This is a genomic window from Cupriavidus sp., assembly GCF_057315035.1.
Genome location: NZ_DBHKYV010000015.1, coordinates 86,314 through 102,097, shown reverse-complemented (window position 1 = coordinate 102,097; position 15,784 = coordinate 86,314). Strand labels below are relative to the sequence as shown.

The window sequence follows — 15,784 nt, the reverse complement described above, 5'->3', positions numbered from 1 at the left end:
GCGGCCGGGCCGCCCAGCCGGGCCGTTCAGCCGAACCTCTCAGCCGGTCAGCTGGCCCGCTCTTCTTTCTGTTCGCTCTCTTCCGGCCAGTCGCGGATATAGGCCTTGAGCATCTTGTTCTCGAAGCTCTGCTCTTCCACCACGGCCTTGGCCACGTCGTAGAACGAGATCACGCCCATCAGCGTGCGGCTGTCGAGCACCGGCAGGTAGCGCGTGTGGCGCTCCAGCATCATGCGGCGCACTTCGTTGACGTCGGTCTCGGGCGTGCACGTCAGCGGTGCGTCGTCCATGACCTTGCGAATGCTGTGGGTACCGAGCGTGCCCTGGTTGGCCGCGATGATCTCGATGATTTCGCGGAAGGTCAGCATGCCAACGAGATCGCCATACTCCATGACCACCAGCGAGCCGATATCGTGCTCGGCCATGGTCTGGATGGCCTGTTGCAACGGCGTATCCGGCGTAACGGTAAAGAGCGTGTTGCCCTTGATCTGCAGGATATCGCTGACTTTCATGGTGGTGTCTCCGCTGCCTTGTTGCAGTTGCCTGTTTAATTGCCTGTTTGCCAGGCTTGATATTGACGTGGCACGAGGCCCGCTGGCCGATCCTAGCCCAATTCGCGGTTTCAAGTAAAGCGAGGGCGGCCTCCAGCGCCCGCGGCGGCGGTGAATCCCCCGATGGCGCAGGCGGCGCACGGTGCTACGATGCCGGGCAGAGACAACCCATCGATCGAGAGAATTCCAATGTCCGGTACCCGATTCGACACGCTTGCGCTGCACGCGGGCGCGGCACCCGACCCCGCCACGGGGGCCCGCGCCACGCCAATCCACCTGACCACGTCGTTCGTGTTCCGCGACAGCGAGCACGCCGCGTCGCTGTTCAACATGGAGCGCGCCGGTCACGTCTATTCCCGCATCAGCAATCCGACCGTAGCCGTGTTCGAGGAACGGGTGGCCGCGCTCGAGAACGGTGCGGGCGCCATCGGCACCGCATCAGGCCAGGCCGCGCTGCACCTGGCCGTGGCCACCCTGATGGGGGCCGGATCCCATATCGTGGCGTCCACCGCGCTGTATGGCGGGTCGCACAACCTGCTGCACTACACGCTGCGCCGTTTCGGCATCGAGACCACCTTCGTCAATCCGCGCGATATCGACGCCTGGCGTGCCGCCATCCGCCCCGAGACCCGGCTGCTGTTTGGCGAAACGCTCGGCAATCCGGGGCTCGACGTGCTCGATATCGAAACCGTGGCCCAGATCGGCCAGGAGCACGGCATTCCGCTGCTGGTCGATTCCACGTTCACCACGCCGTACCTGCTGCGCCCGTTCGACCTCGGTGCCGGCCTGGTCTACCACTCGGCCACCAAATTCCTGGGCGGCCACGGCACCACGATCGGCGGCGTGCTGGTGGAAGGCGGCACCTTCGATTTCGACGCTTCGGGACGCTTCCCGGAACTGTCCGAGCCTTACGAGGGCTTCCACAATATGGTGTTCACCGAGGAAAGCACGGTGGCGCCGTTCCTGCTGCGCGCCCGCCGCGAAGGGCTGCGCGACTTCGGCGCCTGCATGAACCCGATGGCTGCGTGGCAGTTGCTGCAGGGCATCGAGACGCTGCCCCTGCGCATGAGCCGCCATGTCGACAACACGCGCCGTGTGGTCCAGTTGCTGGCCGCGCATCCGATGGTGGAATCGGTGGCCTATCCCGAACTCGAATCGCATCCGGACTACGAACTTGCCAAGCGCCTGATGCCGCGTGGCTGTGGGGCCGTTTTCAGTTTCAACCTCAAGGCCGACCGCAAGGCCGGCCAGCGCTTCATTGAAAGCCTGTCGCTGTTCTCGCATCTTGCCAACGTTGGCGATGCGCGTTCACTGGTGATCCATCCGGCCTCGACCACGCACTTCCGCATGGATGCGGCGGCGCTCAAGGCCGCCGGCATCGGCGAAGGCACGATTCGCCTGTCGATCGGCCTGGAAGACCCCGACGACCTGATCGACGACCTCAAGCGCGGCCTGAAGGCTGCTGAAAAGGCCATGGGAGGCAAGGCGTAATGGAACTGAACGTTTCCGGCAACCAGGCCTATGCCTACACCGGCGGCAAGGCATTCGACCCCACCCTGCCCTGTGCGGTGTTCGTTCATGGCGCGCAGAACGACCACAGCGTCTGGGCATTGCAGACGCGCTGGTTCGCCAATCATGGATTCTCGGTACTGGCCGTGGACCTGCCCGGCCACAACCGTAGCAAAGGCGCGCCGCTGACATCGGTGGAAGCCATGGCCGACTGGGTCATGGCGCTGGTTGGCGCAGCGGGTGTCACGACGCCCGCACTGGTGTTTGGCCACAGCATGGGATCGCTGATCGCGCTTGAATGTGCGGCACGTCATCCGGCCGCCGTGCGCGGTATCGGCCTGCTGGCCACCGCGTATCCGATGAAGGTTTCCGATGCGCTGCTCGAGGCGGCGCTGAACCGGGAGAACGATGCGATCGCGATGGTCAACCAGTGGTCCATTTCCAGCCTGGCCAACAAACCGTCTTCACCGGGACCTGGCGCATGGATGCATGGCGGTAGCCAGCGGTTGATGGAACGGGTTGCCGCGCGCAACCCTGGCGCCCATGTGTTCCACAACGATTTTTCGGCCTGCAACGGCTACGCACACGGCGACGAGGCGGCGGCGGCGGTAGCCTGTCCGGCGCTGTTCGTGGTCGGCAGCAAGGACATGATGACGTCACCCAAGGCCGCACAGGCACTGGCAGGCAAGATGCCCAAGGCAAGGATCGTCACGGTGCCGAGCGGTCACGCAATGATGGGAGAAAAACCCGACGAGGTGCTCGATGCCCTCGCGGCGTTTGCGCGGTCGACGCTGCAAGCCCAACAATAAACCGGGAGGCCCCATGGCCCACGCCCCAGCGAAGGAATTCGCCAGCTTTGCCGAGTTCTATCCGTTCTATCTGAACGAACATCGCAACCGTACTTGCCGGCGCCTGCATTTCGCCGGTTCGACGCTGGCCTTGCTGTGCCTGGCGGCGCTGGTACTCACCGCCAATGCATGGTGGCTGCTGGGGGCACTGGTGTCCGGCTACGCATTTGCCTGGATCGGCCATTTCGGCTTCGAGAAGAACCGGCCCGCAACCTTCCGGCATCCGTTCTATAGCCTGATGGGAGATTGGGTGATGTATGCCGACATCCTGCGCGGCCGCATCAGGTTCTAGTCATTGCGGCTCGCAATGCGGGCTTAAAGATACTGGAATGCAAACGTGACCGAACCGTCCAGCGGAATGCTGGACGTCAGGGGAGGCAGGTCTCGCCTTGGGCCAATCACCGGCATCACCACGATAGGTAACCTGATGGTCGAGTAGGCACCCGGCGCGGTGCCCATATTGGTCGTCCATGCCATGTACAGGTTGGGCGTGCAGTTGATATGCGCGTATTTTCCGAGATTGTTCCAGCGCTCATCCATGCCGGTGCGAAGCAGGATATGCGCGTAGTCCCCGCCATTGATCTGCGGACGACCGATGGTCAGGACGAATCCGCCGATCTGTTTGCCCGCGAACTTGCCTAACCCATAGGCCACCACGCCATGCCCTCGCATGACATTGGCGGCACGGGGGACCGTGCCCGGGCGATTGTCGATGATTCGGAAGCCGATTGCCGTCGGAGCCGTGCAGGTCAGTGTCATATGCACGCGCATCGGCGCGATATAGAAGGGCTCGGACTCATGGATGGTGGTGAGCAATCGGGAAGACATCGTACCGAAGTCCACCAGCCCGTTGTCGGTCAGCGCCACCGCGCACGCAGGGGGTGGAACCTTGCCTTTCACGCTGACGTGGACCTTTGCCGCGACCGCTGCGGCCGTTGCGGCCGTTGCGTCCATTGATGCCGCGCCGGTTGCCACCACCCAGAACAAGTACAGGAACGAACGCGAATATGAATACTTCATGTCGGCTACCCCAGGATCGATCAATCAATCAGTAAGCCGCACGAACGGCAATTGCAGTGCACCAGCAACTGCAATTACGACCGTACGGTTTGATCGAATCCTAGGAAGCCGATTCGGGGCAAGAAATGGCAGACAGCCTAAAATCTGCCACGACAGTAGCTGCCCGCCATGAGACTCGGTAGTGTTCCGCATCAGGAATCGTGCGAACACTCGCTCAGATACTCGCTCAGAGATACCGGAGCTGAATGGTGACCAAGCCGTCGAGCGGGACGCCTGCAGTCAGTTGCGGCAAGTCGTCCTTGGCCACCACCCCGGTCCGGACGCGAATGCTGGTAGACAGGTCGGTGATCGACGACGGCGTCGTGTCGTCGGACTTTGCCCAGGCTGTCATGTAGCGCAACCCGGGCGTTACGCCCGACTCGTATGTCCGCCATGTCGTACCGTTCCAGGACTCCAGCGTGGATCCGGTTTCGCCGTCGACCGAAGGTGGCGAAAACATCAACGTGAATGCGCCAATATTCCTGCCATCCACGCTGCCGAGACCATGAAGATTCTGGCTTTTCAGTGCATCCTCCATCCCGTCGGCAACGGTGCCGGGTCGGGCATCGGGAATGATGACGCCGAACCTGGTCGGACCATCGCAGTTGATGTTCAGCGACAGCGATTGATCTGGCAGCACAGTTGCCGCGGACTGACCCAGCGTCGTGGCGGAGATCGTCCCAAAATCGACCGTACCGCCGTTGCTGAGCGCCACGTGGCAGGCCGAGGGACGGATCATCCCCTTGACGCTCACGTCCGTGGATTCAGCGGCGATGCCACTGGCTGAAGCCGCGACCAGCACCGTGCAAAGAGTGCCCTTCCAGAAGATATTCATGATGTCATCCTGTTTTCCGTCATTTGAATGGAAACAACTGACATCAGCTTAGGAAAATGGCACCCCCAGCAAATAGCTGATCAACTAAACAATCATATTTGTCCGTGCCAGCCCGGCGGCACCACCTCAACGACCTTGCGCGCGTCGCCATCTTCGTTGGCCGCGGCCCCGGCGGTCTGCTGCCGAAACACTGCCTCGAGTGGCTGGGCAAGTTGCGGATTGTCCAGGATCCCACGCAGCACTTCCACGCCTTGCATCTGCTGCGCCAGCGCGGTGCGTGGCAGGCGCGCCAGATTCAGGACCAGGCGATCATGGAGCATGCGCAGCGTCACCTGCGACGGGTCGCATAGCAATGCCCAATGCGCCTGGCCACGGTCCTGCTGGAGCTTGCCCACCAGATGCATGGCCTTCAGTTTGGCCAGCAAGCCTGCCAGGTAATCGGCCTCCATCCTGAGCTTGCGGCCCATGTCGAGTTCGCCCACGCTGCGAGGCACTTCGTCACGCGCGCGGTACAGCAGGTACAGGATGCCGAGCGCATCAAAGAATTCGCTGCCCGCGAACGTGCGGCGGCGCCAGTGCCCTTCACGGACCACCGGCAGGTTCGCGGCGATGGTGGCGCCCAGCAAGGTCACGAGCCAGCTCACGTACATCCAGAGCAGGAATAGCGGCAGCACCGCAAACGTGCCATAGACCGCCGTATAGGTAGGAATATGCGTAATGAAGTAGCCGAAGACGCGCTTGGCCACTTCGAAGGCAACCGCGGCCACGATGCCGGCAACGATGGCATCCCGCCAGTCGACATAGGCATACGGCACGGCCATGTACAGGAATGCAAACGCCAGCGCGGTCAGCGCGACTGGCACGATGCTGAACAGCAGGCCCATGCCGAATGGCAGATTGCCGACGTAGCCCATCGACACCGAGATCAGGTAGGAGCTGACCGACAGGCTGCCACCAATCAGCACCGGCCCGAGTGTCAGCACGGCCCAGAACACGAGCACGCGTTGCGCGAGCGGCCGGCGCCGCTTGACGCGCCAGATCGCATTGAGCGCATCCTCGACGGTCAGCATCGTCAGTACCGAGGTCACCATCAGGCCACCCAGGCCCAGTGCGGTCAATCCCCGCGCGCTCTTGGAGAACTGGCCGATGTAGCGCGACACGGAGTCGCTGATATTGCCGCCCGGAATCAGGTTCTGGAACAGGAACATCTCGATCTGGCCGCGAAAATCACGAAACACCGGGAATGCCGCCAGCAGCGCGAACGCCACCGTCAGCACAGGCACCACGGCCAGTACAGTCGTGAAGGTCAGGCTCGCGGACACCTGCGGCAGGCGGTCCTCGCCGGCGCGGCGCAACGCGTAGCGGGCCAGTGCGCGCACCTTCTGCAGGTTCCATTCCCTGCGCAGGCGGGCGATGCGGGCGGTGGTCATGCGGGGGCTTTCTCCCTGGTTCTCACGGTTTTCAATTTGAACAAGTTGCCATGGCATAGTCCGGAAAGCTACTACCCGGCACTTCCGGCAACGGCCCATCTATAATACGCGGATCGTTTTGCGGCGCCTCCGCAATCCCTGCAAATCCTGCCGGCTGCGCCCGCACACCCATGACCGACATCCTCGTCCTGTATTACAGCCGCCACGGCGCCACCCGCAAGCTGGCCGAACTGATTGCCACCGGCATTGACCGCGTTCCCGGCGCACAGGCGCGCCTGCGCACCGTGCCGCCGGTATCTACAGTCTGCGAAGCCACCGCGTCCGATATCCCACCCGAAGGCGCACCCTATGCGGAACTGCGTGACCTCGAGGAATGTGCGGGACTGGCGCTGGGCAGCCCCACGCGCTTCGGCAACATGGCAGCGCCGATGAAGTACTTCCTCGATGGCACTGTCGCCCAGTGGTTGTCCGGCGCGCTGGCCGGCAAGCCCGCATGCGTGTTCACGTCGACGGGCAGCCTGCATGGTGGCCAGGAAACCACGCTGCTCTCGATGATGCTGCCACTGCTGCACCATGGCATGCTGATCGTTGGCCTGCCCTACTCAGAAGCCGGACTGATGACCACCACGGCTGGCGGCACCCCGTATGGCCCGAGCCATCATGCCCACGTGGACAACCACGGCCCGGTCACCGACCACGAGGCTTCGCTGGCCATCGCCATGGGCCGCAGGCTGGCCGAGACAGCGCTCAAACTCACCCCACGATGAACGTTCCCGACGATCGCACCCTGCACAATCCCGCGCTCTGGCGCCTGAGCCTGGCCAGCCTGGTACTGCTGGTGCTGCTGTGCATTGCCTGGGAATGGCTGCTCGCACCGTTGCGACCTGGCGGTTCGTGGCTGATCCTGAAGTTCGTCCTGCTGCTGCCGGTGCTGCGTGGCGTCTGGATGCGCAACCGCTACACCATGCAGTGGTCGTCGATGCTGATCCTGCTTTATTTCACCGAAGGTATCGTGCGCGCCACCAGCGATCGCGCACCCTCTTCGTGGCTGGCCCTGGGCGAGGTCGCGCTGTCGCTGCTGTTCTTCTTCAGCACGATCCTCTACCTGCGGCCTTACAAGCGCCGTGCCAAGGCCGCCGCAAAATCATCCCAACCATCGTGACTGCCATGACTGCTGCGCACCCCGACTCGTTCCTGGATCTGTGCCGCGCCGCCGTGGGCCCGCAAAACGTGCTCACCGACGCAGCCGACAAGGCACCGTACCTGACCGACTGGCGCCGTCGTTACACGGGCGACGCGCTTGCAGTGCTACGCCCGGCCAATACCGACGAAGTGGCCGCCGTCATGCATGCCTGCCATGCACACAAGCTGGCCGTGGTGCCGCAAGGTGGCAATACGGGACTATGCGGCGGTGCCACACCGGCAGCGGGCGACGCCGCCGCGCGCGGCGTGGTGGTGCTGTCGCTGCAGCGTATGAACCGCATCCGCCAGGTGGATCCGCTCAACAATACGATTACCGTCGAGGCCGGCGTGATCCTGCAGCAGTTGCAGGAAGTGGCCCAACAACATGGACGGCTGTTTCCGCTCTCGCTGGCGGCCGAAGGCAGTTGCACGATCGGCGGCAACCTGTCGACCAATGCGGGTGGCACTGCCGTACTGCGCTATGGCAATACGCGCGAACTATGCCTGGGCCTGGAAGTAGTGAACGTCAAGGGCGAAGTCTGGGACGGACTGCGTGGCCTGCGCAAGGACAACACCGGCTACGACCTGCGGGACCTGTTCATCGGCGCCGAAGGCACGCTCGGCATCATCACCGCCGCGGTCATGAAGCTGTTTCCGGCACCGCGTGCACGCGTGACGGCGCTGGCCGCCGTGCAGAGCCCCCGCGCGGCGCTGGCGCTGCTGGCCATCGCCCAGTCGCACGCCAGTGCCATGCTGACCGGCTTCGAGTTGATGTCCGCGATGTGCATGGAACTGGTCACCCGGCACTACCCGCAATTGCGCTATCCGTTCAGCGAACATCATCCGCAGTTGGTACTGCTGGAACTGTCCGATAGCGAAAGCGAGGAACACGCGCGCGGCATCTTCGAGAAGATGATGGAAACCGCATTCGAGGCCGGCGTGGTCACTGACGCGGTGGTGGCCGAGTCGGTGCAGCAATCGCGCGACTTCTGGAACCTGCGCGAACATATCCCGCTGGCGCAGGTCGAGGAAGGCAAGAACATCAAGCACGACATCGCCGTACCGATCTCGCGCGTGGCCGATTTCATCGAAACCACCGATGCGCTGCTGCAGGACGCCTTCCCCGGCGCGCGCATGGTCACGTTCGGCCATCTTGGCGACGGCAACCTGCACTACAACGTATCGCCGCCGGTGGGCGTGGACCATGACCAGTTCCTGGGTCATCAGGATGCCATCAACCTGGTCGTCCACAACAGCGTGCATGCGCACAATGGCTCGATCTCTGCCGAGCATGGACTAGGTCAGCTCAAGCTGGAGGAAAACCGGCGCTACAAGAGCGACGTGGAACTGACGATGATGCGAGCGATCAAGCATGCGCTGGATCCGCAGGGATTGATGAATCCGGGCAAGGTGGTTTGAGGGCAGCGCGGCGGCGCTTTGGTTGTCTCCCCGCTCCCGCCTGCGGGAGAGGGGCGGGGGAGAGGGCGAGCGGCTCAAGCTGAGACAAGCCGCAATTTGAACCTCATGCCCTCTCCCCCAACCCCTCTCCCGCGCGCGGTGAGAGGGGAGCAAACTCTCCCTCATCCCGCAAGCATTTCAAGTCGCCCGGCTTCCGCTGCCAGTTCCGACTCAATCTCGGCAATGGATGGCAAGCCTGACGGCAGTTCGCACTGCAGTTGATACTCGGCCACGCCCATCGGCCTGGCCATGCCGCGCAGCGCGTACTCGGCAACCAGGCGACTGTTTTCCCGGCAAAGCAGCAGGCCGATGGTCGGCTGATCGTCGGCGCCCTTGAGCCGGTCGTCGATCGCCGACAGGTAGAAGTTGAGTTGCCCTGTGTAGTCCGGCTTGAATGCAGTCGCCTTGAGTTCGACGACGACATAGCAGCGCAGCTGCAGATGGTAGAAGAGAAGATCGACAAAGAACTCTTCCCCGCCCACTACCAGCCGGAATTGCCGGCCCACAAACGCGAATCCCGATCCGAGTTCCAGCAGGAACCTGGTGACATGCTGCATCAGCGCCGCCTCGATGGCACGTTCCTGGGCATTCTCGGCCAGACCCACGAAGTCGAGAATATACGGGTCCTTGAACACCTCACGCGCAAGATCGGATTGTGGTGGCGCCAGCCGCTCGGCAAAGTTGTTGACCGCCCGCCCCTTGCGTTCATGCAATCGCAGTGAAATCTGCATGGCCAGCACATTACGGGACCACCCGTGCCGCAACGCCTCGGACGCATACCATTCGCGCTCGTCGGGATCCTTGACCCGGTCGAGCAGCGTGCACAGGTGCGCCCAGGGCAGTTGCCATGCTGGCTGGGACGTGATTGCGCCGTCGGGCCAGGCTTCAGCCAACGCTTGCATGTATTTCAGGTTCCTCGGCGAAAAGCCCTTCATGCCAGGGAAACTGAGCCGCAGGTCATGAGCCAGCCGATCGAAGACGCCGCCTCCCCAACCTTCGCTTTCACGTCGTGCCAGGATCTCGCGACCGAGATGCCAGTACAGCGCGACGAGTTCCCGGTTCACCGACAACAACGCGCGCTGTCGCGCGGTCTCTACGCGCCTCTTCAAGCTTGCAAGCAGCATTTCATACTCCGCATTGGGGGTTGGCTCATCGAACATCGATTCACAATGGCTGATTCATGGGTAAGCCAATTGTGTGAGCCAGCATCCGTGCGGTCTATGAGACAACGGGACAATCTGCTACGGATTTGATTTGGTCAGTTCACCCCATTTCAATGCAGTACCGGAGCGTCCTGCGGGTCGGGGCCGTCGAACAATTGCCCGCACAGCGCCTCGCCATCCTCGGTCAGGCGCGCGGCCCCACGTCCGTCCTCTTCCATCGCCGTTGCCACCAGGTCGGCGTCGGCCAGTTGCGTCAACACACGCCGCAGCACGCTCATCTGCACGCCGGCGCGCTTGCTAAGCCGCGCCAGCGACAGGTCCTTGTCCGGCCCGGACCGGGCATGGTCCCACAGCGCTTGCAGGATCGCGGCCAGCACCGGATCAAGGCCGCCCTCTTCCGCTTCATCCGTCATGTCGCCTCCCGTTCCTGCAAAGTCGCCACCAGCCGGCCCAGCGTGACCACGGCGGCTTCCACCTGCGCCGACCACGCACCGCTGTAGTTGAGCCGGATGCAATTCGTATAGGTCGGTACCGGCGAGAAGATATGGCCCGGCGCCACCGTGATGCGCCGCTCCAGCGCGGCGTGATAGAGCGCCATGGCGTCCACCTGCTCCGGCAACTCCACCCACAGCACATAACCACCGGTCGGACGCGACACTCGCGTGCCGGACGGAAAGAAGCGCCGTACCGCCGCCGCCATGATGTTGGCCTGCTGCGCATAGGCCTTGCGCACGCGCCGCAGGTGATAGTCGTAGCCGTCCTTGCGCAGGAATTCCGCGATCGCCAGTTGGGGAATGGTCGAGGTAGTCAGCGTATTCAGGAACTTGAGCCGCTCCACCTGCTCCCGGTAACGTCCCGGCAGCGCCCAGCCGATGCGATACGCATTGGTCAGCGTCTTCGAGAACGACGAGCAATGCAGCACGATACCGGCCGTGTCGTACGACTTGAGCGAGGTCGGGTGCGCATCGCCGTAGTAAAGCTCGCCATACACATCGTTCTCGATCACCGGGATATCGCGCTCGGTCAGCAGCTTCACCAATGCCTGCTTGCGTTCGTCCGGCATCTGGAACCCCAGCGGATTCTGGAAATTCGGCATCACCATGCACGCGGCCACCGGGCGTTCGTCGAGCAGCCTGGCCAGCGCCTGCACGTCGATGCCCGCCACGGGGTCGGTGGCCACCTCCACCGCGCGCATGCCAAGACGCTCGATTGCGTGCAGCATGGCGTAGTACGTGGGCGATTCCACGGCGATGGTGTCGCCAGGTTTTGCCACGGCCTGCAGGCAGAGGTTGATGGCCTCGGTGGCGCCAATCGTGACGATGACCTCGTTCGGATCGACGGTGTAGCCGTTTTCCAGGTAGCGGCGCGTGATCTGGCGAATCAGTTGCGGGGCGCCAGGCGGCAGGTCATCGAGCACGCTCCATGTGTCGTAGCGTTTGCCAATGGTGTTGGCGTACTGGATGATGCGCTGCCACGGATACAGTTGCGGGTCGGGATACGGGGAACCGAGCGGAATCGCGTCGTCGGCACGGATCGAACGCAGCGTGGACAACACCAGCGCACTGACGTCCACCGCCGACGGGCGTGCCGCCGGGCGTGTCGGTTGCAGGTCGATGGTGGGCTCGCCCGGGCGGGCACGCACGAAATAGCCCGATTGCGGCCGGCTTTCCAGAATGCCGCGCGATTCCAGCAGCAGGTAGGCACGAATCACCGTGGTGATGCTGAGCCGGTGATGCTGCGCCGCCTGGCGTACCGAAGGAATCTTCTCGCCAGGCAGCAGCACGCCCTGCTGCACCAGCGCCTCGATATCGGCCGCGAGCTTCTCGTACAGGGTTGCCAACGGGTTGTCTGCCTTTCAGGGTTGTCCGGTCTCCTGCCGGGCAACCCAGGGCGTCAGCCTGCGGCGACCAGCGGATCCGATGCTAATACGGATTTAGCCGAAGTGTATTCGACGAAACCGTTCTGGCGGCAAAAGCTGAGCAACCGCACGCCCGCCTGTTCCGCGATGCGGATGGCCAGCGAGGTTGGCGCGGAAATGGTTGCCAGCATGGGAATCTGCATGCGCGCGGCCTTGCGCACCAGTTCATAGCTCGCGCGACTGGACAGGAAGACAAAGCCGTCGCCGAATGCCTCGCGTGAACGCGCCAGGTGGCCAATCAGCTTGTCGAGGGCATTGTGGCGGCCGACGTCCTCGAATACGGCGCGCAGCGCTCCGTCGGGACCACACCACGCAGCGGCATGCACGCCCCCGGTGGCGGCCATCAGATGCTGGTGTGTCCGCAGTGAGTCAGCCGCGCGCCGGACCATTTCCGCCGAAGGCTCGATATGACGCGTGGTAGCGGCCAGCGGTTCCGGCACCAGATCGAGCAAGGCCAGGCTTTCGATCCCGCACACGCCGCAGCCAGTACGGCCCGCCAGCGTGCGGCGGCGCTGCTTCATGGCCATGAACGCGCGCTGGGCGATTTCGATACGCACTTCGATGCCATCGCAGCCCGGCTCCACTTCCACATCGTAGATCTCGGCCACGCTGTCGGCGATACCCTCGGTCAACGAAAAACCCACTGCAAATGCCTCGAGGTCGAGCGGCGTGGCCATCATGACCGCATGCGAGATGCCGTTGTAGACCAGCGCAACCGGTACTTCCTCGGCGACCAGGTCAACTTCCAGCGCGATGGCGTCGCCCTGGTGGCGGCGAATCTCGCGCGCGACATATCCACGTTCGGCCATGGAAATCAGGCTGCGCGTTGCAGCAGCACCGGGATCGACTTCGACGTGGGGGTGCCCGAGCGGTCGCCGATGCTTTCCAGCGGCACCAGCGGGTTGGTCTCGGGGTAATACGCCCCAAGGCAACCGGCGGGAATATCGTAGTCGACCAGCAGGAAGTCCTGCACATGGCGCGTGACGCCGTCTTCCCAGACGCTGGTGACGTCTACGCGTTCGCCTTCCGCAAACCCCAGGCGCTCACGGTCTGCCTGGTTGATGAACACCACGCGGCGCAGGCCGAACACCCCACGATAGCGGTCGTCCAGGCCATAGATCGTGGTGTTGTACTGGTCGTGCGAGCGCGTGGTCATCATGACCAGCAGATCGTCGCCATACCGTTCGCGGGCGCGCTTGATCGGCGTGTCCTTGTCGATCGCATGCACCAGGAACTGCGCCTTGCCCGAAGCCGTCTTCCACACGCGGTTGCGCGAAGCCGGGGTCAGGTGGAAGCCGCCCGGCTGGGCCACGCGTTCATTGAAACGCTCGAAGCCCGGAATCACCTTTTCGATCGCATCGCGGATGCGCGCGTAATCCTGTGCAAACCAGCGCCAGTCCACCTTGTTCGAACCCAGCGTTGCATCGGCCATGCGCGCCACGATCACGGTCTCCGACAGCAGGTGCGGCGACGCGGGCTTGTTCATGCCGTACGACATGTGGACCATGCAGACCGAGTCTTCCACGGTCACGCCTTGTGCCACGCCGTCCTGCTCGTCGATCTCGGTGCGGCCCAGCGTCGGCAGCAGCAGTGCATCCTTGCCGATCACCAGATGGCTGCGATTGAGCTTGGTGGCGATATTGACGGTCAGGTCGCACTGGCGCAGCGCTTCCCAGGTGCGCGGTGTGTCGGGCGTGGCAATCGAGAAATTGCCGCCCAGACCCACGAACACCTTGACCTTGCCGGCCAGCATCGCATTGATCGCGGCCACCACGTCCTGGCCGTGCGCGCGCGGCGGCTCGAAACCGAATGCCGCGCCCAGGCGGTCCAGGAAGGCATCGTCGGGCTGTTCCTCGATGCCCATCGTGCGGTCGCCCTGCACGTTCGAATGCCCGCGCACCGGCATCAGGCCCGCGCCGGGCCGGCCGATATTGCCGCGCAGCATCATCACGTTGGACAGCAGCTGGATCGTGCGCACCGATTCCTTATGCTGCGTGAGGCCCATGCCCCAGCACATGATGGTGCGCTCGCTCTTCACATAGACGTCGGCCAACGCATCGATATCCTCGCGCGTCACCCCCGATTCGGCCACGATATCGGGCCAGCTTTCGGCACGCAGGTCGGCGGCGAAGGCCTCGAAATCTGCGGTATGCGTGTTGATGAAATCGACATCGACCACCCGCTTGCCACCGGTGGCAATGGCTTCATCGTCAAGTTCGATCACGCGCTTGCCAATGCCCTTGAGCAGCGCGAAATCCCCGGCCAGCTTCGGACGCACGAACATCGACGCGATCTTCGTACCGCCGCCACCGAGCATCTCGGTCACATGCTGCGGGCTGACAAAGCGTTCCAGGCCGCGCTCCTTGAGCGGGTTGATCGATACGATGGTAGCCCCGCGCTTCGACGCATCGCGCAGTTCGTTGAGCATGCGCGGATGGTTGGTGGCCGGGTTCTGGCCCCACACCATGATGGTGTCGGCCAGTTGGAAATCGTCGAGCACTACCGTGGCCTTGCCCACGCCTACCGTCACCGGCAGGCCCCGGCTGGTGGCCTCGTGACACATGTTCGAGCAGTCGGGGAAGTTGTTCGTGCCATACATGCGCACGAACAGCTGGAACAGGAAGGCGGCCTCGTTGCTGGCACGGCCGGACGTATAGAACGTGGCGGCGTCGGGATCGTCCAGCCGATGCAGATGGTCGGCAATCAGGCGGAACGCTTCGTCCCAGTCAACCGGTACGTATTTGTCGGTAGCGGCGTCGTACCTGACCGGATGGGTCAGGCGGCCATGCTGTTCGAGCTCGTAGTCGGACTGCAGCATCAGCTCAGCCACCGTGTACTGCGCGAAGAACGCATTGGTGACGCGCTTGCTGGTGGCCTCGGCGGCCACGGCCTTGACACCGTTTTCGCAGAACTCGAACGTCGACGCATGCTGGCGATCCGGCCAGGCGCAGCCCGGGCAGTCGAATCCGTCCGGCTGGTTCTGCTTGAACAGCGTCTTGTACTTGCCGCCGGCAACCTTTTCCTTGACCAGGTTGATGGCGACCTGCTTGAGCGCGCCCCAGCCGGCGGCTGGGTGCGTGTAAGGGGCAATATGTCCCTTTTCGGGCGTGGGAGTACTCATCGGGGGCGACTTCCAGGGCAAATGCCAGGTGCCCGGCCCGGTCTTCCGATGTCCGCGCACCCTTCAGCAATGGTTGCAGACTAGGCCTTTGAAGTGATGCAGGGGACGTACAGAACGGGTACCGCTGGAAGAGTACAGTTTGCACTTTTGCGGTGCACCATCAAGAAACTGTACTTTTGGTTTGGCGACCAAAGGCGATGATTCAGTCGTAATTCGCATGAAACGCGGGCTTGGAGCTGTGGCAAAGCCAATTAGCTGATGCTTGCCATAAAAAGCATAAAGAGCGATATTGCCTGCTATGCCACGCTCCGTTGCAGCACCGCTGCCTCCCGAACTCAAGTCGCGCCTGGAAGCGCTCGGAACACGTATCCGGGACGCCAGGCTGCACCGCAAATTCCGCCAGATTGACCTTGCGGAACGGACCCACATGTCACGCTCGACCATCGAGGCGATCGAACGTGGCAGTCCGGACACGGCCATTGGCGCCTACGCCAGGGCGCTTTGGGTAATGGGACTCGATCGCGAACTGGATCTGGTGGCGGACACCGCGTTCGACCAGCAAGGCGCCACGCTGGAGTACGTGCCAGGCGAACGTCGCGTACGCATACGACGGGGGTTGGACAATGACTTCTGAGGCCTGGGTCTGGTCCTGGTTGCCCGGAGACACCGAGCCTACCCTGGCCGGACGCTTCCAGCACATGAAAGTCTCT

The 15,784-nt window shown here is 63.3% G+C and carries 16 protein-coding genes; 7 read left to right on the top strand and 9 right to left on the bottom strand.

Translation table 11 applies throughout. The annotated features are described in order from the left end of the window. Positions 1–47: 47 nt before the first annotated feature. Positions 48–512 (bottom strand): CBS domain-containing protein, encoded by a 465-nt coding sequence (locus ACO550_RS19195; RefSeq protein ID WP_315594063.1) that lies wholly within the window; start codon positions 510–512, stop codon positions 48–50. 228 nt (positions 513–740) lie between these two features. Between ACO550_RS19195 and ACO550_RS19190 the strand changes: the two genes are divergently transcribed. Genes ACO550_RS19190 through ACO550_RS19180 form a run of 3 tightly spaced genes read left to right on the top strand, consistent with a single transcriptional unit; the run spans position 741 to position 3,200 of the window. Continuing rightward, positions 741–2,042 (top strand): O-acetylhomoserine aminocarboxypropyltransferase, encoded by a 1,302-nt coding sequence (locus tag ACO550_RS19190; protein ID WP_315594062.1) that lies wholly within the window; start codon positions 741–743, stop codon positions 2,040–2,042. Further along, entirely contained in the window at positions 2,042–2,869 is an 828-nt protein-coding gene (locus ACO550_RS19185) for an alpha/beta hydrolase (RefSeq protein ID WP_315594061.1), read from the top strand. Before ACO550_RS19190 ends, ACO550_RS19185 begins: the two co-directional genes overlap by 1 nt. A 13-nt stretch (positions 2,870–2,882) precedes the next feature. Further along, positions 2,883–3,200, top strand: a complete 318-nt coding sequence (locus tag ACO550_RS19180) for an Mpo1-like protein (RefSeq protein ID WP_315594060.1) — start codon at positions 2,883–2,885, stop codon at positions 3,198–3,200. A 23-nt stretch (positions 3,201–3,223) separates the two neighbouring features. Here ACO550_RS19180 and ACO550_RS19175 read toward each other — a convergent pair whose 3' ends face one another. From ACO550_RS19175 to ACO550_RS19165, 3 genes are all read right to left on the bottom strand, one after another. Beyond that, positions 3,224–3,928 (bottom strand): DUF1120 domain-containing protein, encoded by a 705-nt coding sequence (locus ACO550_RS19175; protein WP_315594059.1) that lies wholly within the window; start codon positions 3,926–3,928, stop codon positions 3,224–3,226. A gap of 226 nt (positions 3,929–4,154) precedes the next feature. Continuing rightward, positions 4,155–4,802 (bottom strand): DUF1120 domain-containing protein, encoded by a 648-nt coding sequence (locus tag ACO550_RS19170; protein WP_315594058.1) that lies wholly within the window; start codon positions 4,800–4,802, stop codon positions 4,155–4,157. Positions 4,803–4,894: 92 nt separating this feature from the next. Then, positions 4,895–6,232 (bottom strand): YihY family inner membrane protein, encoded by a 1,338-nt coding sequence (locus ACO550_RS19165; protein WP_315594057.1) that lies wholly within the window; start codon positions 6,230–6,232, stop codon positions 4,895–4,897. 170 nt (positions 6,233–6,402) lie between these two features. Here ACO550_RS19165 and wrbA point away from each other — a divergent pair, with 170 nt between their 5' ends. The 3 genes from wrbA to ACO550_RS19150 are packed head-to-tail and all read left to right on the top strand — an operon-like array spanning position 6,403 to position 8,833. Then, positions 6,403–6,999, top strand: coding sequence for an NAD(P)H:quinone oxidoreductase (wrbA, locus tag ACO550_RS19160; RefSeq protein ID WP_315594056.1), 597 nt, complete (start codon positions 6,403–6,405; stop codon positions 6,997–6,999). Then, positions 6,996–7,394 carry a DUF2069 domain-containing protein gene (locus ACO550_RS19155; RefSeq protein ID WP_315594055.1) on the top strand — a complete coding sequence of 133 codons (399 nt, stop codon included), beginning with the start codon at positions 6,996–6,998 and terminating at the stop codon, positions 7,392–7,394. Before wrbA ends, ACO550_RS19155 begins: the two co-directional genes overlap by 4 nt. A gap of 5 nt (positions 7,395–7,399) precedes the next feature. Then, positions 7,400–8,833: an FAD-linked oxidase C-terminal domain-containing protein gene (locus tag ACO550_RS19150; protein ID WP_315594054.1), complete on the top strand. Its 1,434-nt coding sequence runs from the start codon at positions 7,400–7,402 to the stop codon at positions 8,831–8,833. 161 nt (positions 8,834–8,994) lie between these two features. On the opposite strand, the gene ACO550_RS19145 is transcribed toward ACO550_RS19150, so the two are convergent. The 5 genes from ACO550_RS19145 to ACO550_RS19125 form a co-directional block, all read right to left on the bottom strand. Next, the gene (locus tag ACO550_RS19145; RefSeq protein ID WP_315594053.1) at positions 8,995–9,996 is read right to left on the bottom strand and encodes a PDDEXK nuclease domain-containing protein; all 1,002 of its coding nucleotides are present in this window, start codon (positions 9,994–9,996) and stop codon (positions 8,995–8,997) included. 149 nt (positions 9,997–10,145) lie between these two features. Then, entirely contained in the window at positions 10,146–10,448 is a 303-nt protein-coding gene (locus tag ACO550_RS19140) for an ArsR family transcriptional regulator (protein WP_315594052.1), read from the bottom strand. Next, entirely contained in the window at positions 10,445–11,875 is a 1,431-nt protein-coding gene (locus ACO550_RS19135) for an aminotransferase class I/II-fold pyridoxal phosphate-dependent enzyme (protein WP_315594051.1), read from the bottom strand. The genes ACO550_RS19140 and ACO550_RS19135 overlap by 4 nt, the downstream gene beginning before the upstream one ends. A 53-nt stretch (positions 11,876–11,928) precedes the next feature. Next, positions 11,929–12,762, bottom strand: coding sequence for a formate dehydrogenase accessory sulfurtransferase FdhD (fdhD, locus tag ACO550_RS19130; protein WP_315594050.1), 834 nt, complete (start codon positions 12,760–12,762; stop codon positions 11,929–11,931). A gap of 5 nt (positions 12,763–12,767) precedes the next feature. Next, positions 12,768–15,074 carry an FdhF/YdeP family oxidoreductase gene (locus ACO550_RS19125; RefSeq protein ID WP_315594049.1) on the bottom strand — a complete coding sequence of 769 codons (2,307 nt, stop codon included), beginning with the start codon at positions 15,072–15,074 and terminating at the stop codon, positions 12,768–12,770. Positions 15,075–15,372: 298 nt separating this feature from the next. Between ACO550_RS19125 and ACO550_RS19120 the strand changes: the two genes are divergently transcribed. Continuing rightward, entirely contained in the window at positions 15,373–15,708 is a 336-nt protein-coding gene (locus tag ACO550_RS19120) for a helix-turn-helix domain-containing protein (RefSeq protein WP_315594048.1), read from the top strand. The last annotated feature ends 76 nt before the right edge of the window (positions 15,709–15,784 follow it).